The organism is Pantoea dispersa, assembly GCF_035783935.1.
Taxonomy (GTDB): Bacteria; Pseudomonadota; Gammaproteobacteria; order Enterobacterales; family Enterobacteriaceae; genus Pantoea; species Pantoea dispersa_C.
The window spans coordinates 85,589-108,601 of sequence record NZ_JALKOV010000011.1; the positions used below are offsets into that span (position 1 = coordinate 85,589).

Here is a 23,013-nt window from a genome sequence, read left to right on the forward strand (position 1 = left end):
TCACCTCTGGCGAGGGATCGCCATCTTTTCTCAAATGTTCATCTGCAGCGCCGGTTCGCTCTGCGGCGGCTCGGTGGAGATTTGCGGCAGCGGCAGCGGTCGCCCGATGTAATAACCCTGAATGGCATCACACGCTAATTCCTGCAGCTGCGACATCTGCACCGGCGTTTCCACCCCTTCCGCGGTCACCGACAACGCATAGGCTTTCCCCAGCCCAATCATGTTTTCCACTACCTGACGCGCCTGCGGCGAGTCGGCCAGCGGAAAGATAAAGGATTTATCAATTTTGATGCCGTCAAACGGGAAGGCGCGCAGATAGCACAGTGATGCGTATCCGGTGCCAAAATCATCAATCAGAAATCTCACCCCCAGCGCTTTCACCGCCTGCATCACCGCCAGGGTTTTGTCCGGATCGCTCAGCAGCGCGTTTTCCGTCACTTCAATCTCCAGCCGCTGGCTTGGCAGCCCGCTCAGCTGCAGCACCCGCATGATGCGTTCGGCTAAGGCGCTGTCCTGCAATTCGCTGGCGGAAATATTTACCGAGACCGCCATTTCCGGCCGGTAATGGGCAATATCCTCGCAGGCATTAAGCAGCACCCAGTCGCTCAGCGCGCTGATCAGGCCGGTCTCTTCGGCCAGCGGAATAAACTGATCGGGCATCAGTAAGCCCAGCCGCGGATGCTGCCAGCGCACCAGCGCCTCGACTGCGCTGATGCGCTGCGCGATCAGGTCATAGCGCGTCTGATAAACCAGCCGCAGCTGGTTATCCTGCAGCGCTGCGCGCAGCTCATGCTCCATTTCGCGCCGCTGCACGATTTTCTCTTCCATGTCGCGCTCGAAAAATACCCACTGGTTGCGGCCGCTGTTTTTCGCTTTGTAGAGCGCGATATCGGCGAAGCGCAGTAAATCGCTGGCGTTGTCGGCATCCTGCGGGGCCAGCGCGATGCCGAGGCTGCCGCCGATATGGATATCGTTGTCATACACCGGGAACGGCAGATTGAGCTGGGTGATGAGCTGCTGACACAGCGCGCTGATCTGCTCGCGGCTGCCCGCCTCCGGCAGAATCACCACAAACTCATCGCCACCCAGTCGCGCCACCAGCCCGTTGCCGTTAAGGGCGCTGCGGATACGTTCCGACACCGCATGCAGCACCTGATCGCCCGCCGCATGACCGTAGAGATCGTTGACCGGTTTGAATTTATCCAGATCGATCATAATCATTGCCAGTAGCGGCTGCGTCGGCAGCGGCAGGCTCAACTGACCGGTGAGGAATTCGCGCATCTGCACGCGATTGGCAAGGCCGGTCAGTTCATCAAAGTGCGACAGATAATGCGCGCGCGCCTGTGCTTCCACTTCCAGCGTCACGTCGCTGGCGCTGCCGCGAAAGCCGCTGACGCCGTGCGCCAGAGTGACGCGCTTGAGGGTCAGATTGCAGTAGCGCGGCTGATGCTGCGCCGAGAGATAGCGGCAGCCGCTCAGCGTGAGCTGACCGCCCGAGTCCGCCAGCTGCAGCAGGCGGGCGCGCTGGTGTTCATCGCACAGCAGGAAATCGAGCAGCGTGCGCTGCAACCACTCGTCGCTGGTAAAGCCGGTGACCACCGGAAAGCGGCCGGAGACCCAGCTAAAGCGCAGCTGGTCGTCCATCTCCCAAATCCAGTCGGTGGTGATTTCGGCGATATCGCGGAAGCGGCGTTCGCTGGCGCTCAGCGCCCGCTGGCTTTGCGCCAGCAGCAGGGTGCTTTCATCATTAAGCTGCGCTTTACGCAGCGCGTTGCGCATCAGCATGATGGCGCCAAACAGGGTGATCAGCATGGCGACCACCAGCAGCGGCAGCAGGGCGGTCAGCAACGTGCCGCCGGGGTTGCTGCTGGTCCAGCGCAGCATGGCGTCATGGCCGTCGGCGGCGACGCGCAAACTCTCCGCCTGCGGCGCTGCATGGGTTGCGCCGAACTCCACCCGCAGCGCATCAATGCCATATTCATGCCCCAGCTGCAGCAGCTTGTCCGGCGTCAGGCGATCGGCAAAGATCATCAGGGATGGTGGACCGGGCAGCAGCGGCACGCTGTTATCGCCACCGGTAGTGATCCACGCTGCGCTGAGCAGCACCAGCTGCTGGTTCACCACGACAAAGCGCGACAGCGCCTTACCTTCACTGCGCTGCAGCTGCTGACGTAAACCGGGCAGCACATTGCGACCGAGCCAGCCGGCGAAGTCGCGCTGCTGCAGCTGACCGTCAATCACGCTATAGGCCGTGTCGCCACGCGGCGAGACAACAAAGACGCCTTCGTAAGCGAAAGTCTGAAACAGCGATTCACCGAGATTTTGCCGCGTCCATGCCCAGTCTTTATTCAGCGTGCGATGCAGGTTCTGATACGCCTCGCCCCATTCCGCGTTATCGGAAAGGTGAAACTGCATCACTTCCTGGCGCGTCTGTAACGCTTTTTCCAGCAGCAGGCGATTCTGCCTTGCCTCCTGCTGGTTAAGATCGCTGGCGATAAAGCACAGCGTTACCAGCGCAACCATAAAGGAGAGAAAAATCAGCAGCACCATCAGCAGCATGGGCTGGCGCATCAGCCCGCGCATTTTGCCGCTGGTGGGGAAATCCATCAGTGAACGTTTCGCCATCATAGACTTATCACAAACCAGAAAAATGACATTTCATAAGTACGTTAAGAGTATCGGCATGATTGCGCCGAACCTGGGCGAAAATGTGAAAAAAGCGTGAGCGGAGCGGCAAAAACAGATCGGCGTTGCGGCTGCTGTCCGACTGTGCCTTGCTGCAATCAGGTCTGCACCAGGTCTGTTAATAAAAGGCCCTGCCGCTGCGTTTGCGGCAGGGCAATACGGCAAATGCCGGTAAACTTTTCCCGTTGCGCTAATAGCTTAGCGTTTATTTAAGAATGATGACTGTGAATATATTACAGCCATAATTTATCAGAGCATGATTTAACGTTCAGGCTGGCAGAGTTTCATCTTAAATTAATGCTGCGCTATCCAGGACTATTCTGGTTGAGTGTAAATCTTTGTCAGTGCTAATTTGCTGAAACTCATCTGCTCCTCTTTTCAGAGGGAACTTATGCAACCACGTATTACGCATCTTGATGGCATGCGCGGATTAGCGATCCTGCTGGTGATTGCTTATCACGCCTATGCGCGCTGGCCTGAACTGTTACCTTACGTCGCGAGCACGCAGCATATTCCGCTGGTCGCCTTTGGCTGGGTCGGTGTGCAGCTGTTTTTCATGATCTCCGGCTTTGTCATATTCATGACGCTGGATAAATCACACGGCTATCTCAGCTTCCTTAAAAAACGCTGGCTGCGCCTGTTTCCGGCGATGCTGATTGCCAGTCTGTTGCTGTATATCGCCGGGGTTTTTTTCCCGGAATGGTCGCTGATGACACCGGAAAGCCGCAATCTGCTGCCCGGCCTGATCTTTGTTAATCCTGAAACGCTGACGCAACTGACCGGCATTGAATTCCGCTCCATGGCCGGATCGTTCTGGTCTCTTTATGTTGAAGCGCTGTTTTATGTGATTATTGGCGCGGTCTATTTTACCCTCGGGCGTAAATATTGCCTGCCGGCGCTGATTGTACCGATGTTATTACTTACTGCCTCATCGGTATTGAAATCGCTCGGCTATCCATTATTGATTGATGTCATTTCTAAATTCGGCTTTATTCACTATGCCTGGTTTATGGTGGGCTGTCTGGTTTATGAGCGTCTGCACGGGCGCGATAAACGTTATCATTACGCGCTGACCGTGCTGGCCCTGCTGATTAATTTTAGCTACTACGTTAAAAACAGCGGCGTGGTCGCCGTGGTGCCGTTATTAGTAGTGATGCTGTTCTTTATCGCCAGCTTTTATTCCAGACAGATCGAGCGCTGGCTTTCCCTGCGCTTTTTCACCGCCATTGGTTTCGTCAGTTACGCACTGTATCTGATTCATGAAAATTTAATGATCGCGATATTGATTAAGCTTAATGGCTACATCAAAAATGAGGCGCTGATGACGATGCTGCCGGTGGTGGTTGTCTGCGTGCTGTATTACGTTGCCTGGCTGATCAGCAAATATGCCGAACCGGCGCTGCGTAACGCGCTGAAGTGGAAACGGCAGCCCGCGCCGCAGGCGGGCAGCGGGCTGTAACGCTGCGGGAGCCAGCGCTCCCGCGGTTGCTGTCAGACATCCAGCCGGTGAATCACGTTGACAAACTCGTGCACGCCGCTGTTAATTTCCCGCAGGCTGCGCGACAGCACGCTGATCTTCTCCTGTTCGGTCACCACAAATTGCCTGACCTCATCCAACTGCTGATACATCTGCTGGATCAGGTCGGCATTTTGCTCCACGACATGGGAAATCTGTTTGGTGGCACTGGCGGTGGAGGCAGCCAGCCGCCGAACTTCGCCAGCCACCACGCTGAAGCCGCGTCCGGCCTCGCCGGCGCGCGCAGATTCAATCGCGGCATTCAGCGCCAGGATGTTGGTCTGTGAAGCAATCAGGTTAATGGTTTCCACCACGTCGCTGATGCTTCGCGCGGAGGCAGTGAGCTGTGCACCAATTTCGGCGGCCGCGTTCACCTGCTGCGCCACCAGCCCGGAGTTGCGCACCGTCTCATCCAGCACTTCGTTGGCGTTATCGGTAATCTGTGAGGTCTGCTCAGAGGTGGTCAGCGCGATATCAGCCACGCGCTTCGCCGCCTCAACGCGCGCGGTAATATCCGAGGCGATCTTAATCACCTTGTAGACGTTGCCGTCGCCGTCAAACACCGGGTTGTAGCTCGCCTCCAGCCAGATGCGCTCGCCGCTGGCGGTCTTCCGCTCAAAGCGACCGACAAAATGCTGACCGTTGCCGATTTTGCGCCAGAAGTCCGGATTCTCGCGGTAAAAATTGTCGAAGCAGAACAGGCGATGATGCTGGCCGGTGATGGCTGGCAGGGTATAGCCCATGTGGGTGAGAAAGTTGGCGTTAGCGGTAATGATGTGACCGTCCGGCGTGAATTCAATCACCGCCATCGATCGATCCAGCGCCGTTATCACCGCCTCTTTATGTTCCAGCTCCTGATGGCGTGCGGTGATGTCGCTCGCCACCTTGATCACTTTGTACACTTTGCCGCGCTCATCGCTCACCGGAAAATAGGTCGCGCTGAGCCAGAAGCGCTGATGCTGCTTGTTGAAACGTTCAAAAATGCCGTTCACCGATTCACCGGCGGCCAGCGTTTGCCAGAAGGCGTAATAGTCGGAAGACTGGCTGTAAGCAGGGCTGCAAAATATCCGGTGATGCTGTCCCTGAATTTCATGCAGCTGATAGCCGGTGACCTGCAAAAATTGCGCATTGGCGCTGAGGATTTCACCGCCCGGTGAAAACTCAATCCACGCAACGTGCTGCTTTATCGCTTCAATATCCTTAGCAAGGTCGCCACTTTTGGCAAATGGCAGAGAAAGGCTCGATTTTTTCACCCCGAACATGAGAGACCTCAGGCGCTTGGTATGCTGTTGAACGAAATGCAGGCGCAGATGTGCGCGTGCTAACGCATTCGGTGCGTCCAGTGACGTCACCGCATGTATTCCCCTGTTGGCCATTACAGCGCTGCGCAAGGCGCACCGGCTGCTGTCTCGCTGCGCACACGGGTGCACAGGTGGGGTTTTAATGGTGTTACCTGCCTGATGTTGTTACAGCGCAAGCTGAAAGCTGTTTTTGCTATGCAACTTTGATTATCGACCGTGATGTAAAAAATGTGAGAAAAAAGTGATCGACTAAGCGCCGCCAGGGGAGAAAAGTTCCGGTCAGACTTGTTAAAAGATGCATGTTAAATGTATGTTAATGCCTGGGCAGGTGTCGCAATTAACACCTGATGACCGGATTTGAGGAGAATCACCATGACGACCGCGCTGTGCCAGCTGTTAAAACTGCACTATCCGCTGATTCAGGCACCGATGGCGGGCGTCTCCACGCCGCAGCTCGCCGCAGCGGTATCCAGTGCCGGGGCGCTGGGCTCGATCAGCGTCGGCGCGGCAACGCCAGCACAGGCGGCAGAGATGATTGCTCAGACCCAGGCACTGACGCGCGGCCCGATCAACGTCAACGTGTTTTGTCATGCGCCGGTGCGACGTGATGCCACGCGCGAGGCGGCGTGGATCAGCCGGTTCAGTCCGCAATTTGCGCAGTACCAGACCGCACTGCCGCAGGCGCTGACAGAAATCTACCAAAGCTTCACAGGCAATGAGGCGATGCTGACGGTGCTGGAGCAGGCGCGGCCAGCGGCGGTCAGTTTCCACTTCGGCCTGCCCGATGCCGCCGCCATCGAACGGCTGAAACAGCGTGACATTGTCACGCTGGCCACGGCCACCAGTCCGCAGGAAGCGCGGGAAATTGCGCGCAGCGGTATCGACATCATCGTGGCGCAGGGCTATGAAGCCGGTGGTCATCGCGGCCAGTTTGATCCGGGCGCGCCGGACCCGCAGCTTTCCACCTTCGCGCTGGTGCAGGCTATCCGCCAGCACACCACCTTGCCGGTGGTGGCGGCGGGCGGCGTGATGGACGGTGCCGGCATCGCGGCGATGATGCAGCTGGGTGCCAGCGGCGTGCAGCTCGGCACGGCGTTTGTGCTGTGTCCGGAGTCGGCGGCCAGCGCGGCCTATCGTCGCGCGCTGCTGGCGGGTGGCGAGCGTGGCACGGTAATGACGGCGGCGATCTCCGGGCGTCAGGCGCGCTGCGTGCGTAACGCATTTTGTGAATTGTGTCATGACGTAAAGCCGGAGGAGATTCCCGATTATCCGCTGACCTATTCACTGGGGAAAGCGCTGGCCGCAGCGGCGGCCGCACACGGCGAGCACGGCTTCGGTGCGCAGTGGGCGGGTCAGGGCGTGGCGCTGGCGCGGTCTATGCCGGCAGCACAGCTGGTGGAAACGCTGGTTGCAGAGTGGCAGCAGGCGTAAACAGGCTGCTGCCATTTATTGAGGCGCGTTACAGGCCGAGCGCGCGCGTTACCGCTTCCGGCATCGACGGACGCCCATTGGCAAGGCAGGTGGCAACAAACGTGGCTTCAGCGTACACCACGCCGTCGACCCTGATCTGCTGCACGAAATTCACGCGATTGCGCTTTTCGTTCTGCTCCAGCACGCAGGTGACTTCCACCTTGTCGCCTTTCACCAGGCTTTTGCGGAAACGCAGCGTGTACTCCAGCACCATATAAATCTTGCCCTGACTGAACTCTTCTTCGATATCAATGCCCAGCGCCTCGCGCATGTAGGCGTGGCGCGTCCACTCCATATAAAACGGATAGTACAGCCCGTCGACCACACCCTGGAAATCGATATGGCTTTCATCAACGTCATAGTGCTTTGCGAACATTTTTGCATCCTGATAAGCGCGTTGTGCAGAGAGGCAATGGATATACCGCAGATTACGCAGCGGGTAAACGGCAAGATGTTGCAAGGTAATTCCGCTGAAGTCGGGCAGGATTAGTGCTGGTAATTTCCCGTGCTGCAGCAGAAACTGACAGACGCATCACATATCCATAATCAACTGGCTACCTTTTTGTGACAAATCACGCAGCCCGGAGACATTTTTCTGCGCATAGTCGCGCGGCCAAACATAATGGTTTTACTATGTACACACAGGTTGTACAGAGTAAAACAACAACACTGGCCGATTTGCCCCAAGCCATGACTCTGTGAGGAACCCTATGTCTGACAAGATAACCCGCACGGCCGCTGTGCCCGATATTGAGCAGCAGACCGTAAAACGCGTCATCTGGCGTATTCTGCCGTTCCTGATCGTCTGCTATCTGATCGCGATTATCGATCGCGGCAACATCGGCATGGCGTCCCTGCAAATGAATGAAGATCTCGGGCTGAGCAAAGCCGTGTTTGGCCTGGCAAGCAGCCTGTTTTTTGTCGGTTATTTTCTGTTTGAGGTGCCGAGCAACCTCGCGATGCAGAAGATTGGCGCCAAAATCTGGATTTCGCGCATCATGGTCACCTGGGGCATTGTCTCGGTGTGCACCGCGTTCGTCAGCAGTGCGGAAATGCTGTATGTGCTGCGCTTCCTGCTGGGTGCCGCCGAAGCCGGTTTCTTTCCCGGCGTGATTCTTTACCTGACCTACTGGATTCCGGGGAAATACCGCGCGCGCGTGATTGCGACCTTTATGGTGGCGATTCCGGCAGCCAACTTTATTGGCTCACCGATTTCCGGCGCAATCCTGACGATGGACGGCTGGTTTGGCCTGCGTGGCTGGCACTGGCTGTTCATCATCGAAGGGTTCCCGGCCATTATTCTGGGCGTGCTGGCTTTCTTTCTGCTCAGCAACCGTCCGGAAAATGCCAGCTGGCTGACCAGCGAACAGCGCAACTGGCTGAGCGGCAAACTGGCCGAAGAGAATGCGCAGCGTAAGGCCATCGGTCATATCACGCTGTGGCAGCTGCTGCGTCACAAGCATATCTGGGTGATGGCGCTGATCTATTCCGGCGCGTCGGCGGCGGGTTCGACGCTCAGCGTCTGGTCACCACAGCTGCTGAAATCGTTTGGCCTGGATAACTTCACCACCGGCCTGATGAACGCGATCCCGTACGGTCTGGCATCGATTCTGATGATTGTCTGGGGCCGCAGTTCGGACCGCAGCGGTGAGCGTCGCTGGCACACCGCGCTGACGCTGTTCCTGATTGCCGGTGGGCTGCTGGCGGCGTTCCTGACCAATACGCTGGCGGGCAGCGTGGTGATTCTGTCGCTGGTGTTGATTGGTGCCTACTCGATGAAAGGGCCGTTCTGGGCGCTGGCCTCGGGCTGGATGTCCTCTACCACTGCAGCGGCCGGTCTGGCTGCTATCGGCGCGATGGCCAACCTGATTGGCGGCGGGCTGATGGTGAACGTTTACGGCATCATCAATGAGAAAACCGGCAGTCATGCGATGGCAATGATTCCTCTGGCACTGCTGTGCGCGGCGGGCGGGATTGCGGTACTGCTGATGGGACGCAGCAAAAAGCTGCACGTTGAAGCGGAACAGCCGGTGGCCAGCACCGGGAAATAATCTCATCAGCCTGTGCCAGGGACGGCACGCATCGGGCTTATCACGTCTGTCGTTCTCCTGCTTTCATCCTTTAACACATCCGTTTCCCGATGCGCCACAGGCACACCGGGAAACGCGACGTTATTACCGCTGCTCAGCGCTGCGCTGGCGCCACGGATCTTTCACCATGGCGACCGCCAGTGCACCAATCATCAATACGGCCGCCACCGCCAGCAGCGCCCACATAAAGCCGCCGGTAGACTGACGCACGTAACCGATCAGCGACGGGCCGAAGAAGCCGCCGAGATTCCCAATCGAGACAATCATGGCTAAGCCACCTGCCGCGGCATTGCCGGTTAAAAAGCCGGAAGGCAGCGCCCAGAACGAGGCCTGAAATGCCAGAATACCGCTGACGGTGCAGCACAGCGCCAGCATTTTGATCACCGGCGTATCGCTCAGCGCGCTGCACATCAGGGCTAGGGCGGCGATCACCAGCGCGCCGCTGATCCAGCGAATACGGTGCGCTGACGCATTGGCGCGGCGCGCCCATAGCAGCATGGTCACCGCCCCGCAGACATACGGCAGCGCGGCAAGGAAGCCGGTTGCCGTGTGGCTCACGCCGAGCTGTTTGATGATCTGCGGCATCCACAGTCCCACGCCAATCGATCCCACAATGCCGCAAAAGTTAATAAACGCCAGCAGATACAGCAGCGGATTGCGCAGCGCATCGCGCATCTGGGAGCCGTGCGTTGCCGCGATTTGCTGCTGCTCGACGGCCAGCCGGCGGCTCAGTAACTGCTGTTCACGCGCGGCCAGCCAGCGCGCTTTCTCCGGCCGATCGCTCAGCACAAACAGGCACATCACGCCAAGGATCACCGCCGGCAAGCCTTCAATCAACAACAGCCACTGCCAGTTACGGATATGCTCATGGCCGGTGATCTGCATCAGCGCACCGGAAATCGGCGAGCCGATGATATTGGCCACCGGAATGCCGACCAGGAACGCAGCAGTGATTTTGGCGCGCCAGCTGCCGGGGAACCAGTAGGTAAAGAACAAATAGATGCCGGGGGTAAAGCCCGCCTCCGCCACGCCTAGACAGAAGCGCGCAATGGCAAAGCTCACGGGACCGCTGATAAACGCGGTCGCCATCGAAATCAATCCCCACGAAATCATGATGCGCGCGATCCAGATACGCGCACCCACTTTTTGCATGATCAGGTTGCTGGGAATTTCAAACAGGAAATAGCCGATAAAAAACATGCCTGCGCCGAAGCCAAACTGTTCGGCAGTGATGCCGAGATCGGCATTCATGCCCAGCGCGGCAAAGCTGACATTGGTGCGGTCAAGGTAGCTGACCACGTAACAGATAAAGATAAACGGCAGAATGCGACGAAACGCTTTGGCGGCCGCCAGCTCACTGTCCTGAAAATCCTGTTCACTGAGCGTTTCATGGCGGGGTGGCACCGCAGCCGGCTGAGCCGGCGCAGGGCTGGATGTTGAGTGCAGGGTCATAGCAATCTCCGGTGCGTTCGGATGACGCAGAGTTGTAGTCAGAGAAACGAGGTATCGACGGCCGGTAAGGCGCGGCCTGGGGTGTGCTGGCTGCAGGTCAGAATGCTGCCGCTCACCGATTCGGTGATGAACAGCTGGTTAAGCTCGGCCCCGCCGAAGCACAGGTTAGTGGTTGAGCGGCCCAGCGGACTGAGCAGAATCTCTGCCGGTTCAGCCAGATCGTTCAGGCGCCAGACGCGCCCCAGACCGGGATTGGCGATCAGCAGTTCGCCGCGCTGATTGATGGTCAGCCCGTCCGGCCCGCTGGGTCCGTGCGAGGTAAAGAACAGTCCAACTTTGCTCACCGAACCATCCGCCAGCAACGGCACGCGCCACACGCAGTTGCCGCGCGTCATCGCCACGTAGAGGATTTTCTCATCCGGCGACAGAACCAGGCCGTTCGGGCTCGGGCAGTTATCCAGCAGCAGATCCAGCCGGCCGTCCGGGCTGAGCCGATAGACGCGTCCGCTGGCATCGTGCAGCCCGGTCTGGCCCTGATCGGTGAAATAGAGATTGCCGCGGCTGTCGGGGGTTAAGTCGTTGACGCCGCGAAAGCTTTCGCTGTTACGCCGCGTCAGCCACGGCATGATAGTGGCGCTGCTGATTGACAGTTTCATCAGGCCGTTACGGTAATCGGTGATGATCAGCGTGTCCGGATCGGTCAGCTTCATGCCGTTGGGCTCACCGTCATACTGCACCACCAGCTCCCAGTTGCCGCTCATATCGACGCGAAAGATGCGGCCATAGGGAATGTCGGTGACATACAGACAGCCTGAGGGATGCCACACCGGGCCTTCAAGAAAGGAGTCGGTAAGCTGGCCGCCGCGATTGGCGGCAGCCCAGACATTGCCGGCGTCAGGCCGGCGAAACGCTTCAGGCAGGCGCGAAAACAGCGTTAACTCGCGCACCTCCGGTACGGTGAGCACGGTCATGATACCGCCTCCTGCTCCTGCAGAACCTGCAACGCGTTGCGCGCGGCGCCGGTGCCCATGCGCACGTAAGCATTGTCGCTCACCCCGCCAATGTGCGGGGTAATAATCACGTTGTTGAGCGACTGCCACAGATGCGGTGCAGTCAGCGGCTCGCTGGTGAAGCTGTCCAGCCCGGCGGCACGCAGCGTGCCGTTTTGCAGCGCGGTCGCCACCGCCTGATCGTCAATCAGTCCGCCGCGCGCGGTGTTGACCAGAATCGCGCCAGGCTTAAAACGGGCGAGGGCGGCCGCGTTGATCATCTGGTGATTGCTGTCCGTCAGCGGACAGTGCAGCGACACCACATCGGCACGGCTGTACAGCGCATCCAGTGATTCAACCGCTTCACAGCCAGCCGGCAAGGTTTGCGCAAACGGATCGTAGGCCAGCACCTGCATCCCAAAGGCCTGACCAATGCGCGCCACGCGGCTGCCGATGGCGCCCAGACCGACCAGGCCGAGCGTGCGTCCTTCCAGCTCCAGCGATTTATGCTGCGCTTTATCCCAGTGTCCGTCGCGCATCCGGCGGTCCAGCTGCGGCACGGATTTAGCACAGGCGAGGATCAGCGCCCACGCATGCTCCGCCACGGCGGCGGCATTGGCACCCACTGCCGCGCGGACTGCAATCTGGCGTTCCGCCGCTGCCTGCTGATCGATAACGTCAATACCGCTGCCGTGTTTGGAAATCACGCGCAGCGCCGGCGCGGCGTCCATGATGCGCCCGTTGATTTTGCCGTAGCGTACGATGATCGCCTGAGGATTATGGCGTTCGCACAGCGCGATCAAATCGGCTTCCTGTGGCTGGCGTCCGGCATAGATCAGCTGATAGTCCTGCAGCAGCTCGACGGCTTCAGCAGCCAGATCGCTGCCGGTGATGAGGATAGTTTTTACGTTGCTCATTACAGAGATTCTCCTTCCGCTAACATACCTGCCGCGCGCAGTGCACCTTCCAGCCAGCCCGGACGTAAATCGCCCTGTTTGATACCGGCGATGCGGCGCGTTTCGGCGTCGAGCTTCTTCGCCGCCAGGGCGATGATGCGTTCCACATCCTGTCTGGCGATCACTACCACGCCGTCAGCGTCGCCGACCACCAGGTCGCCCGGCTCAATCGATGCACCGGCCACCGACACCGGATAGTTAACGCGTCCGGGAATATTTTTGGTTGGGCCGCTCGGGTTGAGGCCGGCCGCAAACACCGGATAGTTGCCCTGCGCGAGGGCGTCAGCATCACGTACCGCGCCATCAATGATGATGCCGGCGATGCCGGACGCTTCGGCCTGGGTTGCCATGATTTCACCCAGCAGCGCGCAACTGATGTCGCCTTTGCCGTCTACCACCAGCACATCACCCGGCTGGGCGATAGCCAGCGCCGCGTGAATCGCCAGGTTATCGCCCGGACGGACTTCCACCGTGATGGCCGGCCCGGCGACTTTCATCTGCGGCGACAGCGGCTTAACGCGGCCATGCAGGGTGCCGCGACGACCGGCGACATCGGCCAGAATCGCAGCCTGGAATGCGGCGGCCTGGCTGACGGACAGGGCGCTGACGCGCTCGATGTTGCGGTTGATCAGGTTATTTGCAGAGACAGACATAATTCACCTCGTGGTTTGTTTTACCTGGTACAACAATGTTGTACAATATAAAACAACTATATCGGCGATCTGACGCCGTATGCCAGTGTTACGAAGGTGTTTGTGATGTAAACACGATGTGACTCACAGTTTTCAGGTACACTCAGGACGGCACAAATCAGGAGGAAAAAATGGGAAATGAAGGCGTTAATGCGGTGGAGAAGGCGTTGTCCCTGCTGGATTGTTTTAAGCCCGGCGAAGAGAGCCTGTCGCTGACCGCACTGTCGCAGCTTTCCGGCTATCACAAAACCACTGTCTACCGTCTGATGAACTCGCTGGAAAGGATGGGTTATGTGGTGCGCAGTGACAGCGGTGTTTATACGCTCGGCCCGCGCCTGCTCTATCTCGGCAAGCTTTATGAGCAGTCATTCCATCTGGCCAGCGTGGTGCAGCCGGAATTGCAGGCGCTGGCGACGGCGACCAACGAGAGCGCCAGCTGGTACGTACTGGATAACGGCCAGCGTCTGTGCCTGTTTCGTGCTGAATCGTCCGATGGCCTGCGCCATACGCGCCTGCCGGGCACGATTTTTCCACTCGATCACTCGGCGATCAGTCAAGTGCTGCGTTACTGGGGCATGAACGAGGCGCTGTTTGATACGCTGCCGTCGCTGCCACTGTTCAGCTCGGGCGCGCGCGATCCGCACATCGCGGCCTTCGCCGTGCCGGTATTTGCCGAAAATGACCGGCTGACCGCCGCGCTGGCGCTGACCGGCCCGGTTTCGCGGCTGACGCTGGATCGCAAAGATGAAGAGTTAGGCGTATTGATGCGTGAAGCCGCTGCGCGCCTGTCAGTTAAACTCGGCGCGCGCAAGACCTTTTGTGATGCGGTTTATGCGGCCAAATAAGGCAGCAGATTAATCACTTATCGGCGGGCCAGCGGGCCTGCCGCACTCCTTCGGATTTTTCAAAGCAACACCTCAGTTAATGCTGTTTTCCCTGCTGCGCTAAGCCCGGTATACCTTGCGGAAACCAATTAAACGCTGGCAGGCATCATGAGCACCCATACCCGTATCCGCAAATTCAACACCAAAGATACCTATCCCAATCAGTCGCTGGACAACGACCTGTGTCAGGCAGTACGTGCCGGCAACACTGTGTACGTGCGCGGCCAGATTGGCACCGACTTCGAAGGCAACCTGGTAGGTCTGGGCGATCCGGCAGCGCAGGCCGAGCAGGCGATGAAAAACGTGAAGCAACTGCTCGAAGAAGCGGGCAGCGACCTGTCTCACATCGTGAAAACCACCACTTACATCATCGACCCGCGCTATCGCGAGCCGGTGTATCAGGTGGTCGGCAAGTGGCTGAAAGGCGTGTTTCCCATCTCCACCGGGCTGGTGATCTCCGGTCTGGGCCAGCCGCAGTGGCTGATGGAGATTGACGTGATTGCGGTGATCCCCGACGACTGGCAGCCGCAATAAGGAGCGCCAAACCATGACGTTATCGATTGTTGGACGCTGCGCGCAAACCGGCCAGCTGGGCATTGCAGTCAGCTCGTCGAGTATTGCGGTCGGCGCACGCTGTCCGTGGCTGCGCGCCGGCGTCGGCGCGGTCTCCACGCAGAATATCACGCTGCCGGCGCTGGGGCCGCGCATCCTCGATCGTCTGAGTCAGGGCGAGACGGCGCAGCAGGCGCTACAGAGCGGCCTTGCCAGCGATGACTTTTTTGCTTATCGCCAGCTCACGGTGCTGGCGGCCGACGGCAGCGGTGCCTGCTTCAGCGGAACGCAAACGCTGGGCGTGCATCACGCGCTGTGCGGCAGCGACTGCGTGGCGGCTGGTAATTTGCTGGCGAATCCCGAGGTGATTGCAGCCATGGTCAGCGCATTTACGCAGCAGCCGGGCGAACTGGCCGGGCGATTAATCGCGGCCATGCAGGCCGGGATGGCCGCCGGAGGTGAAGCCGGGCCGGTTCACTCGGCGGCGCTGGCGGTGGTCGGCGAACAGCCGTGGCCGCTGGTTGATCTGCGCGTTGACTGGACGGAAGGCGATCCTATCGCGGAACTGGATCAGCTGTGGCTGGCCTATCAGCCGCAAATGCAGGATTACCTGACGCGCGCGCTCAATCCCACGCTGGCACCCCGTTACGGCGTGCCGGGTGATGAATAAGCGTGAGGAGACGCGATGCTGACCAGCCGTAACCTGCTCGAACATTTGGTGGCTTTTGACACCACCAGCCGCGAATCCAACCTGGCGCTGATCGATTTCTGCTGGCGCTACCTCAGCGGGCTGGGCGTGACCTGTGAACTGATGCACAACGCAGAACGCAGCAAAGCCAATCTCTATGCGCGGCTCGGGCCAGCCGGCAGCGGCGGGGTGATGCTGTCGGGCCACAGCGATGTGGTGCCGGTCGATGGGCAGGCGTGGACGGTGCCGCCGTTTGCGCTGACCGAACGCGACGGCCAGCTGTACGGACGCGGCACGGCAGACATGAAAGGCTTTCTCGCCTGCATGCTGGCCGCGGTGCCGCATTTTCTCGCCCAGCCGCTGCGGCAGCCGCTGCATCTGGCCATCTCCTATGACGAAGAGGTGGGCTGCCTCGGCGTGCGTTCACTGCTGCAGGCGCTGGCGCAGCGCAGCGATCGACCGGCGATGTGCCTGATTGGCGAACCGACAGAGCTGCGTCCGGTGCTGGGTCACAAAGGCAAGCTGGCGATGCGTTGCGACGTGCAGGGCGCGGCCTGCCACTCGGCGTACGCGCCGCAGGGTGTTAACGCCATTGAATACGCCGCGAAGCTGATCCAGCGCTTAACCGTGATCGGTGAACGTCTGGCGGCGGCGGATCGGCAGGATGCGCGCTTCGATCCGCCGTTTACCACCGTGCAAACCGGGGTGATCCACGGCGGGCGGGCGCTGAATATCGTGCCTGACGCCTGCAGTTTTGATTTTGAAGTGCGCACCCTGCCGCAGGAGGATGCACAGCAGGTGGCGGATGAACTGGTGGCGTATGCGCAGCAGACGCTGGAGCCGCAGATGCGCGCGGTGCAGCCCGCCAGCGCCATCCGCTTTTACCCGCTCAGCGCCTATCCCGGGCTGGATACCGCCGCGCACAGTGCTGCAGCACAGCTGATTGCCCGCCTGTGCGGCAGCGATAGCTTTAGCACCGTGGCGTTCGGCACCGAAGGCGGACTGTTTGCCGCCGCAGGCATCCCCTGCGTGGTGTGCGGTCCCGGCAGTATGGAGCAGGGCCATAAGCCCGACGAATTTATCACCCTCGCACAGCTGGACGCCTGTGACAGCCTGTTACGCCGGCTGGCGGCCTGGATGTGCGAATGAACCCGCGACGAGCCACCCCGTCCGAATCCGGAGATTGTATGGTCAGTGCAGAAGTAACCCCGTTTCCGCAGCCGCCGTCGTCAATGCCGCACATGGCCAACGTGGCGGTGCAGCTGGATGGCGTCCTGAAGCGCTTTGGTGATGCCATCGCGCTGCATAAGATTTCCCTCACCATTCATGAAGGTGAGTTCATTACGCTGCTCGGCCCGTCCGGCTGCGGCAAAACCACGCTGCTGAACCTGATGGCCGGCTTTGCCGAAGCCGACGGCGGTGAGATTTTTATCGATGGCGATCTGGTGACGGAAATCCCACCCTATCAGCGCGAGATCGGCATCGTGTTCCAGAACTACGCGCTGTTTCCGCACATGACGGTGGAGAAAAACGTTGGCTACGGCCTGCGCATGCGCGGCGTGCCGAAAGCGGAAATCGCCGAGCGGGTCGAACAGGCGCTGGCGCTGGTGAAGCTGGCGGGTTACGGCCAGCGCAAACCGCGTGAACTGTCCGGCGGTCAGCAGCAGCGCGTGGCGCTGGCACGCGCGCTGGTGATTCGCCCGAAAGTGTTGCTGCTGGATGAGCCGTTCTCCGCGCTGGATAAAAATCTGCGTTTATCCATGCAGGTCGAGCTAAAGGCGATTCAGCGCAAACTCGGCGTGACCACGGTCTTCGTCACCCACGATCAGGGCGAAGCGCTGAGCATGAGCGACCGCGTGGTGGTGATGTCGGCCGGTCACGTGCGCCAGATTGGCCCACCGGATGAGATCTATCGCCGCCCGCAGGATCCGTTTGTCGCCGGCTTCGTCGGTGACGTCAATATTCTGCCGGGCCGCTACGCTGGCCGCGACACCAGCGCGCTGCTGGAGCTGGGCGGCAACACGCTGCGCCTGCCGGCCAAACGGGTGCAGGCCAGCGTCGGCGACCGGCTGGATGTGTATGTGCGTCCGGAAAATGTGCAGCTGGCGCCGCTCGGTCCGCAGGCGCTGCTTAGCGCCACGGTGCTGACCCACGTGTTTCAGGGCGATCACGTTGACGTGCACCTCGATATCCCGGCGCTCGGCAGTGCGTCGCTGTTTGCCCGCCAGTCCGGACTGGAGGCGCTGACGCGCTGGCCGGTCGGCAGCGTGGTGGGGCTGACGTTTGATGATGAGGGCGTTTGCGCCTTCGCCAGTGACGCACAAGGATAACGCATGGCAACGGAAACCATGACGGCGATCATCGCCGCGCAGCCGGGTGACGCAGACGTACTGACTGTGGTGCAGCGCCCGGTGCCACAGCCGGGACCGGGCGAAGTGCTGCTGCGCGTGGTCAGCGCGGGGGTTAACCGGCCTGATATTCTGCAGCGCAACGGCATGCCACCGCCGCCAGGCTGCAGCGATATTCTCGGGCTGGAAGCGGCGGGCGTCATCATTGCGCTCGGCGCAGGCGTCAGTGAACTGCAGCCGGGCATGGCGGTGATGGCGCTGCTCAGCGGCGGTGGTTATGCGCAATACTGCGTGGCACGCGCTGACCTGTGCCTGCCGGTGCCGGACACGCTGCCGCTCAGCCACGCCGCGGGCTTTCCCGAAGCCGCGTTTACCGTCTGGCACAACCTGTTTGAGCTGGGCCGTCTGATGCCGGGCGACAGCGTACTGATTCACGGCGCGGCCAGCGGGGTGGGCACGCTGGCGATCCAGTGCGCCCAGGCCTGTGGCGCGCGGGTGATTGCCACCGCCGGCGGTGCGGAAAAAATTGCCGCGCTGCAGCAGCTGGGCGTGTGGCGCGCCATCGATCGCCATAGCGAAGATTTTGTGGCGGTGATCCACACCCTGACCCGGGAACGCGGCGTGGATGTGGTGCTGGATAACGTCGGCGGCGACTACATTGCGCGCAACCTCAGCGTGCTGGCAGCGGGCGGGCGGCACGTCAGCCTCGCCTTTATGCAGCGCGCCACGGTGGAGATCGATTTGCAGCTGATCATGCGCAAAGGCTTAAGCCTGACCTCATCGACGCTGCGGCCGAAAAGCGCGGCGGAAAAAGCGCGTCTGGCGCAGTGCGTGCGCGCCCATCTGCTACCGCTGCTGGCCGCCGGGCGCATCACGCCGCGGGTACACCAGCGGTTGCCGCTGACCGCGGCCGCGCAGGCACACCGCATCCTTGAAGCCAATGCCAATATCGGCAAAGTGCTGCTGCAGCCGGACGCGGAGGCCACGCCATGATGGAACTCTATTACGCGTCCACCTCGGCTTACGTGCGAAAAGTGATGGTGTGCGCCCAGCTGCTGGGTCTGGCGGAGGAGATCACCCTGCTGGCGTCGGCGGCACACCCTGTCGAGCGCGATGCGCGCATTGCCGCGTTTAATCCGCTGGCCAAAGTGCCGGCGCTGCGCACCGAACAGGGGCTATGTTTATATGACAGCCGGGTGATCTGCGAATACCTTAACCAGCGCGGCGCGGGTCAGCTGCTGCCGGCAGAGGGCGAAGTGCGCTGGATTACCCTCACGCGTCAGGCGCTGGGCGATGGGCTGCTGGACGCCGCGCTGCTGGCGCGCTACGAAACCAGCGCCCGCCCGCCGGAAAAGCAGTGGTCAGCGTGGCGCGACGCGCAGCTGACCAAAGTGGCGGCAGCGCTGGCGGCCATTGAGCAGCAGGCGGCGCAGTTCAGCCGCACGCCCGACGATCTCGGGTTGATCGCCATCGGCTGCGGATTGGGCTACCTCGACTTCCGTTTTGCTGAACTCAACTGGCGCGCCACGCATCCGCAGAGCGCCGCCTGGTTTGCCCTCTTTGACGCGCATCCGGCGATGGCCGCGACGCGCCCGCACCTGTAACGGAGCCGCCATGTCGCAGATTTTCTTTCTTAACGGACCCAATGCCAATTTGTACGGCATGGATCGTCACGGTACCTACGGCAGCGACAGTTTTGCCAGCATCGGCGAGCTCTGTCAGCGCCGCGCGGAGGCGCACGGCCTCGCGCTGCAGTTTCGTCAGAGCAACCATGAAGGCGTGCTGGTGGACTGGATTCAGGAAGCGCGTCAGCAGGCGGACGGGCTGATCATCAACGCCGCCGGGTTATCGTACCGATCGGTACCGATTCTGGATGCGCTGCTGATGTTTGATGGCCCGATCATCGAAGCACACATGAGCAACATCTGGCAGCGCGAGCCGTTTCGCCATCAGTCGCTGGTGTCGAAAGCCGCCACCGGCGTGATCGCCGGGCTGGGCGCGCTGGGCTATGAACTGGCTATTGATGCGCTGGCGACGCTGCTACAGGAGCCGGGCGCATGACGACGCTGGTGTTTTACAGTGAGTTCGACAGCTTCGAGGCGTGGTCGGCGTTACTGGCTCCGCAATTACCGGACGTCACTATCTGCCGTGCCGATCAGGTTGAGGATGCCGATAGCGTGCAGTTTGCGCTGGCGTGGAAGCCGCCGCGCGGCTTTTTTACCCCGTATCGCCAGCTGAAATTACTGGTGAATCTGGGCGCGGGCGTCGACTCGCTGGTGGGGCGCGACGACTTGCCGGACATCCCGATCGTGCGGCTATCGGACCCGGATATGGCGCGCATGATGGCCGGTTATGTGCTGTTTGCCGTGCTGCGTTACGCGCGTGACATACCGGCGTTTGAGCGCGCGCAGCGCGAACATCGCTGGCACTACCTGCATCCGCGCGAGCCGGCGTCGATTCGCGTGGGCGTATTGGGGCTGGGCGAACTGGGCGCATATGCGGCGCGCGAGCTGGCCCGCCAGGGCTTTGACGTGCGCGGCTGGTCGCGCTCGGCTAAAACGCTGGACGGCATTCACTGCGTCAGCGGCATGCAGGCGCTGGATGCCTTTCTCGCCAGCAGCGACATTCTGGTGGTGATGCTGCCGCTCACGCCGGAAACCCACGGATTGCTGAATGCGCAGCGTCTGGCACGGTTGCCGCCGGGCTGCGCGCTGATCAACGTGTCGCGCGGCGCGATTGTCGATCAGCCCGCGCTCACCGCGGCGCTGCAGAACGGGCAGATCGCGCACGCCACATTAGACGTGTTCGATCGCGAACCGCTGCCGCCCGACGATGCGCTGTGGGGCATGGAGAATGTGCTGATCACGCCGCATCTGGCGTCGGTGGCGATCCCGGCCAGCGCGGCGCGTCAGGTCGCCGATAACATCCAGCGGGTGATGCGCGGCGAACCGGTGCGCAACCAGGTGTTCCCCGCGCGCGGTTACTGAGCGCGTCAGGCGACGCGTACCACCTGCGGATCGAAGTAGCTTGGTGCCGCCATGCCGGGAATGTATTGATCGGAGATGAACATGCGGCAGCGCTCGGCGAAGGCGTTGACCACCATCGACTGCTGTACGTGGGCCACCGTGGCATATCCCAGCAACATCGGCCGGTTCACGCCGGCGAGGCGCACGCGGATCACCCGCTTACCATCCTGCGACAGATTCGCTTTGGGCCGCACATTGGCGATGCCAAAACCGACGCCGTTGGCCACCATTGCGCGTACCACTTCCATATTACCGGAACGCATCACAATGTTCGGCGTCACGCCCGCTTCGCTAAACAGGCTGAGAAAATATTCGCGGCTCCACGGCATATCCAGCAGCACCATCGGCACGGTAGCGAGGTCCTGAATCGTCACCGCAGACTGGCTGGCAAACGGGTGATGCTCGCCGACCATCACATACGGCGGCAGCTGCGCCAGCGACTGAAACGCAATGTCGCTGGCCGGCACCAGATCGTAGGTCAGCGCAATATCGATATCGGCGGCGCGCAACTGTTTCAGCAGCTGTTCATGATTGCCCTCGACCAGCGTGATGCGCACGCCGGGAAAGGCGCGGCCAAAGCCAAACACCAGTTCTGGCGTCAGCATCGGCGCCAGCGTGTCGAGACAGCCGACGCGCAGCGGGCCGCGCACGTTATTCAGCGACTCCGAGGCAATGGTATACAGATTCGACATCTGCTCCAGAATCAGCTTCGCCTCTTTTAATACCTGGTGACCAATCGCGGTGAGCGACACGCCCTGCGCGTGGTGGCGCACAAACAGTTGCACCCCCAGTTCGGATTCGATGTGGGTGATGGCGGCAGAAATTGACGGCGACGACACGTGAATGCGTTCGGATGCGCCAATAATGCTGCCGGCTTCGCCGGACGCGACGAAGTATTCCAGCTGGCGCTGGGTGATGCGACTGAGCATGCAGATTCTCCTGGTGTCGCCAGCGCGATCTTGTCGCGCCAGCTTTTCTAATTACCCCTGTTTCCATGCATTTATCATGCCGGACAGCGAATAACAGCATAATCACCTGCCGGGCTGGTTACGCCCATTCGCTTCTGCCTCACCAAGGGTTAAGAAAATCCGTTGCAAAGCAGCGACTTTTTTAGCGTCAGAAATTCCGATGCAACGGCGAGGAAAAGGCTGTTTTACCGCAGCAGCGACCAGCGGCAGAATCGCTGTGACACCTGCTTTTCACTTTCGCACTGTTTTGGCGCAGCGCGCCGTGGCGAATCAACGGTGGTTCAGAGCAGCGATAACAGCCTTTTCATTCACTGGGGACAAAAATATGTTGCGTAAGATGTGTGCCTTAACGTTGTTAACCACGGGAATTCTGAGCGCAGGGAATGCCATGGCCGCCGACAAGCTGATTGTCAGCACCTGGGGCGGCAGCTTTAAAGATCTGATCGATCAAACCATCGCCAAAGAGTTCACCAAAGAGACCGGCGTCGACGTCCAGTTCGTCACCGGCGGCACCATCGATCGCCTCAACAAAGCCAAACTGGCGGGCGGTTCGCCGGAAACTGACGTGACCTTCACCACCGCGCACGTCGGCTATCTGTATGCCAACAGCGGCCTGTTTGAGAAGCTCGACATGAGCAAAATCCCTAACGCGGTCAATCTGGTGCAGCAGGCGAAAGTCAGCCCGTATCACCTTGGCGTGTGGGGCTACGTCTACACCATCGGCTACCGTCCGGATCTGGTGCCGAAAGGGGAAACCTTCAGCAGCTGGAACGACCTGTGGAAGCCGGAACTGAAAGGCACGCTGGCGCTGCCCGACTGGGATCCGAGCCACATCATCGCGGTGGCCGCCAAACTCTCCGGCAGCGATGCCGCGCACTGGCAGCAGGGCCAGGCGAAGCTGAAAGCGCTGATCCCCAACATCAAATCGTTCTACACCGATGATGCCAATAGCCAGCAGCTGATCTCCACCGGAGAAACGCCGGTGCAGGTGATGCTGTCGATGAACGCCTACAGCATGATTGCTGAAGGGGTCAACATTAAGCTGGCGATTCCGAAAGAGGGCGCGATCCTCGGCGTGGATACCGTCGGCATCAATAAAGGCAGCAAACATGCCGATCTGGCGTACAAGTTCATCAACATCGCGCTGAAACCGGAAATTCAGCAGCAGGTGGCGAAGATCTATCGCGGTAGCCCGACGGTAACCAACGCGCATATTGATCCGGAGCTGGCGAAGCTGCCGGGCATGCTGACCACGCCGGCGCAGTGGAATGCCACTATCAACACCGATCCGCAACTGCGCGCGGAGAAAACCGCTGAGTGGCGTCAGTGGTTCTCTGAAAACATCATGTCTCACTGATTGTCCTGGTGCTGCGGCGGGGCTGATGCCTCGCCGTAG

General features: G+C 60.3%; 21 protein-coding genes. 13 read left to right on the top strand and 8 right to left on the bottom strand.

Annotated elements, in window-relative coordinates; genetic code table 11:
* Positions 1-30: 30 nt before the first annotated feature.
* On the bottom strand, positions 31-2,628 hold the full coding sequence (locus MXF20_RS19355) for an EAL domain-containing protein (RefSeq protein ID WP_325970862.1): 2,598 nt from the start codon (positions 2,626-2,628) through the stop codon (positions 31-33).
* A 448-nt stretch (positions 2,629-3,076) separates the two neighbouring features.
* Here MXF20_RS19355 and MXF20_RS19360 point away from each other — a divergent pair, with 448 nt between their 5' ends.
* A complete protein-coding gene (locus MXF20_RS19360) occupies positions 3,077-4,144 on the top strand; it encodes an acyltransferase (protein ID WP_325970863.1) in 1,068 nt (355 codons plus the stop codon).
* A gap of 32 nt (positions 4,145-4,176) precedes the next feature.
* Here MXF20_RS19360 and MXF20_RS19365 read toward each other — a convergent pair whose 3' ends face one another.
* Positions 4,177-5,463, bottom strand: coding sequence for a PAS domain-containing methyl-accepting chemotaxis protein (locus tag MXF20_RS19365; RefSeq protein ID WP_325970865.1), 1,287 nt, complete (start codon positions 5,461-5,463; stop codon positions 4,177-4,179).
* A gap of 411 nt (positions 5,464-5,874) precedes the next feature.
* On the opposite strand from MXF20_RS19365, the gene MXF20_RS19370 reads away from it, so the two are divergent.
* Entirely contained in the window at positions 5,875-6,933 is a 1,059-nt protein-coding gene (locus tag MXF20_RS19370) for a nitronate monooxygenase (RefSeq protein WP_325970866.1), read from the top strand.
* Between the two features lie 28 nt (positions 6,934-6,961).
* Here MXF20_RS19370 and MXF20_RS19375 read toward each other — a convergent pair whose 3' ends face one another.
* On the bottom strand, positions 6,962-7,348 hold the full coding sequence (locus MXF20_RS19375; RefSeq protein WP_325970867.1) for an acyl-CoA thioesterase: 387 nt from the start codon (positions 7,346-7,348) through the stop codon (positions 6,962-6,964).
* 334 nt (positions 7,349-7,682) lie between these two features.
* Between MXF20_RS19375 and MXF20_RS19380 the strand changes: the two genes are divergently transcribed.
* A complete protein-coding gene (locus MXF20_RS19380) occupies positions 7,683-9,023 on the top strand; it encodes an MFS transporter (protein ID WP_325970869.1) in 1,341 nt (446 codons plus the stop codon).
* Positions 9,024-9,146: 123 nt separating this feature from the next.
* Here the strand turns inward: MXF20_RS19380 and MXF20_RS19385 are convergent, their stop codons facing one another.
* From MXF20_RS19385 to MXF20_RS19400, 4 genes are read right to left on the bottom strand one after another with little or no spacing between them, the layout of a single operon-like run.
* Complete coding sequence (locus MXF20_RS19385) at positions 9,147-10,514, bottom strand: MFS transporter (protein ID WP_325970870.1); 1,368 nt, start codon at positions 10,512-10,514, stop codon at positions 9,147-9,149.
* A 38-nt stretch (positions 10,515-10,552) separates the two neighbouring features.
* Positions 10,553-11,485 (bottom strand): SMP-30/gluconolactonase/LRE family protein, encoded by a 933-nt coding sequence (locus tag MXF20_RS19390; protein WP_325970871.1) that lies wholly within the window; start codon positions 11,483-11,485, stop codon positions 10,553-10,555.
* Entirely contained in the window at positions 11,482-12,420 is a 939-nt protein-coding gene (locus MXF20_RS19395; RefSeq protein ID WP_325970872.1) for a hydroxyacid dehydrogenase, read from the bottom strand. Before MXF20_RS19395 ends, MXF20_RS19390 begins: the two co-directional genes overlap by 4 nt.
* The gene (locus MXF20_RS19400) at positions 12,420-13,112 is read right to left on the bottom strand and encodes an RraA family protein (RefSeq protein ID WP_325970873.1); all 693 of its coding nucleotides are present in this window, start codon (positions 13,110-13,112) and stop codon (positions 12,420-12,422) included. The genes MXF20_RS19395 and MXF20_RS19400 overlap by 1 nt, the downstream gene beginning before the upstream one ends.
* Before the next feature lie 170 nt (positions 13,113-13,282).
* Between MXF20_RS19400 and MXF20_RS19405 the strand changes: the two genes are divergently transcribed.
* The 9 genes from MXF20_RS19405 (at position 13,283) to MXF20_RS19445 (ending at position 20,610) form a co-directional block, all read left to right on the top strand.
* Positions 13,283-13,996 (top strand): IclR family transcriptional regulator, encoded by a 714-nt coding sequence (locus MXF20_RS19405; RefSeq protein ID WP_325970874.1) that lies wholly within the window; start codon positions 13,283-13,285, stop codon positions 13,994-13,996.
* Between the two features lie 147 nt (positions 13,997-14,143).
* Positions 14,144-14,569, top strand: a complete 426-nt coding sequence (locus MXF20_RS19410; RefSeq protein WP_021509501.1) for a RidA family protein — start codon at positions 14,144-14,146, stop codon at positions 14,567-14,569.
* A 13-nt stretch (positions 14,570-14,582) separates the two neighbouring features.
* Complete coding sequence (locus MXF20_RS19415; RefSeq protein WP_325970875.1) at positions 14,583-15,257, top strand: DUF1028 domain-containing protein; 675 nt, start codon at positions 14,583-14,585, stop codon at positions 15,255-15,257.
* 15 nt (positions 15,258-15,272) lie between these two features.
* Positions 15,273-16,424: an acetylornithine deacetylase gene (gene argE, locus MXF20_RS19420; RefSeq protein ID WP_325970877.1), complete on the top strand. Its 1,152-nt coding sequence runs from the start codon at positions 15,273-15,275 to the stop codon at positions 16,422-16,424.
* Positions 16,425-16,462: 38 nt separating this feature from the next.
* Complete coding sequence (locus MXF20_RS19425) at positions 16,463-17,605, top strand: ABC transporter ATP-binding protein (RefSeq protein WP_325970878.1); 1,143 nt, start codon at positions 16,463-16,465, stop codon at positions 17,603-17,605.
* A 3-nt stretch (positions 17,606-17,608) separates the two neighbouring features.
* On the top strand, positions 17,609-18,616 hold the full coding sequence (locus MXF20_RS19430) for an NAD(P)H-quinone oxidoreductase (protein ID WP_325970880.1): 1,008 nt from the start codon (positions 17,609-17,611) through the stop codon (positions 18,614-18,616).
* Positions 18,613-19,227 carry a glutathione S-transferase N-terminal domain-containing protein gene (locus MXF20_RS19435; RefSeq protein ID WP_325970881.1) on the top strand — a complete coding sequence of 205 codons (615 nt, stop codon included), beginning with the start codon at positions 18,613-18,615 and terminating at the stop codon, positions 19,225-19,227. Before MXF20_RS19430 ends, MXF20_RS19435 begins: the two co-directional genes overlap by 4 nt.
* 10 nt (positions 19,228-19,237) lie before the next feature.
* Positions 19,238-19,684, top strand: coding sequence for a type II 3-dehydroquinate dehydratase (locus tag MXF20_RS19440; protein WP_325970882.1), 447 nt, complete (start codon positions 19,238-19,240; stop codon positions 19,682-19,684).
* Positions 19,681-20,610, top strand: a complete 930-nt coding sequence (locus MXF20_RS19445) for a glyoxylate/hydroxypyruvate reductase A (protein WP_325970883.1) — start codon at positions 19,681-19,683, stop codon at positions 20,608-20,610. Before MXF20_RS19440 ends, MXF20_RS19445 begins: the two co-directional genes overlap by 4 nt.
* A gap of 5 nt (positions 20,611-20,615) precedes the next feature.
* Here MXF20_RS19445 and MXF20_RS19450 read toward each other — a convergent pair whose 3' ends face one another.
* A complete protein-coding gene (locus MXF20_RS19450) occupies positions 20,616-21,578 on the bottom strand; it encodes a LysR family transcriptional regulator (RefSeq protein WP_021509493.1) in 963 nt (320 codons plus the stop codon).
* Positions 21,579-21,942: 364 nt separating this feature from the next.
* Between MXF20_RS19450 and MXF20_RS19455 the strand changes: the two genes are divergently transcribed.
* Entirely contained in the window at positions 21,943-22,974 is a 1,032-nt protein-coding gene (locus tag MXF20_RS19455) for a polyamine ABC transporter substrate-binding protein (RefSeq protein ID WP_325970884.1), read from the top strand.
* The last annotated feature ends 39 nt before the right edge of the window (positions 22,975-23,013 follow it).

Coding starts and splice junctions, on each gene's coding strand:
- MXF20_RS19355 (WP_325970862.1), bottom strand. CDS start 2,628: ATGATGGCGAAACGTTCACTGATGGATTTCCCCACCAGCGGCAAAATG.
- MXF20_RS19360 (WP_325970863.1), top strand. CDS start 3,077: ATGCAACCACGTATTACGCATCTTGATGGCATGCGCGGATTAGCGATC.
- MXF20_RS19365 (WP_325970865.1), bottom strand. CDS start 5,463: ATGTTCGGGGTGAAAAAATCGAGCCTTTCTCTGCCATTTGCCAAAAGT.
- MXF20_RS19370 (WP_325970866.1), top strand. CDS start 5,875: ATGACGACCGCGCTGTGCCAGCTGTTAAAACTGCACTATCCGCTGATT.
- MXF20_RS19375 (WP_325970867.1), bottom strand. CDS start 7,348: ATGTTCGCAAAGCACTATGACGTTGATGAAAGCCATATCGATTTCCAG.
- MXF20_RS19380 (WP_325970869.1), top strand. CDS start 7,683: ATGTCTGACAAGATAACCCGCACGGCCGCTGTGCCCGATATTGAGCAG.
- MXF20_RS19385 (WP_325970870.1), bottom strand. CDS start 10,514: ATGACCCTGCACTCAACATCCAGCCCTGCGCCGGCTCAGCCGGCTGCG.
- MXF20_RS19390 (WP_325970871.1), bottom strand. CDS start 11,485: ATGACCGTGCTCACCGTACCGGAGGTGCGCGAGTTAACGCTGTTTTCG.
- MXF20_RS19395 (WP_325970872.1), bottom strand. CDS start 12,420: ATGAGCAACGTAAAAACTATCCTCATCACCGGCAGCGATCTGGCTGCT.
- MXF20_RS19400 (WP_325970873.1), bottom strand. CDS start 13,112: ATGTCTGTCTCTGCAAATAACCTGATCAACCGCAACATCGAGCGCGTC.
- MXF20_RS19405 (WP_325970874.1), top strand. CDS start 13,283: ATGGGAAATGAAGGCGTTAATGCGGTGGAGAAGGCGTTGTCCCTGCTG.
- MXF20_RS19410 (WP_021509501.1), top strand. CDS start 14,144: ATGAGCACCCATACCCGTATCCGCAAATTCAACACCAAAGATACCTAT.
- MXF20_RS19415 (WP_325970875.1), top strand. CDS start 14,583: ATGACGTTATCGATTGTTGGACGCTGCGCGCAAACCGGCCAGCTGGGC.
- argE (WP_325970877.1), top strand. CDS start 15,273: ATGCTGACCAGCCGTAACCTGCTCGAACATTTGGTGGCTTTTGACACC.
- MXF20_RS19425 (WP_325970878.1), top strand. CDS start 16,463: ATGGTCAGTGCAGAAGTAACCCCGTTTCCGCAGCCGCCGTCGTCAATG.
- MXF20_RS19430 (WP_325970880.1), top strand. CDS start 17,609: ATGGCAACGGAAACCATGACGGCGATCATCGCCGCGCAGCCGGGTGAC.
- MXF20_RS19435 (WP_325970881.1), top strand. CDS start 18,613: ATGATGGAACTCTATTACGCGTCCACCTCGGCTTACGTGCGAAAAGTG.
- MXF20_RS19440 (WP_325970882.1), top strand. CDS start 19,238: ATGTCGCAGATTTTCTTTCTTAACGGACCCAATGCCAATTTGTACGGC.
- MXF20_RS19445 (WP_325970883.1), top strand. CDS start 19,681: ATGACGACGCTGGTGTTTTACAGTGAGTTCGACAGCTTCGAGGCGTGG.
- MXF20_RS19450 (WP_021509493.1), bottom strand. CDS start 21,578: ATGCTCAGTCGCATCACCCAGCGCCAGCTGGAATACTTCGTCGCGTCC.
- MXF20_RS19455 (WP_325970884.1), top strand. CDS start 21,943: ATGTTGCGTAAGATGTGTGCCTTAACGTTGTTAACCACGGGAATTCTG.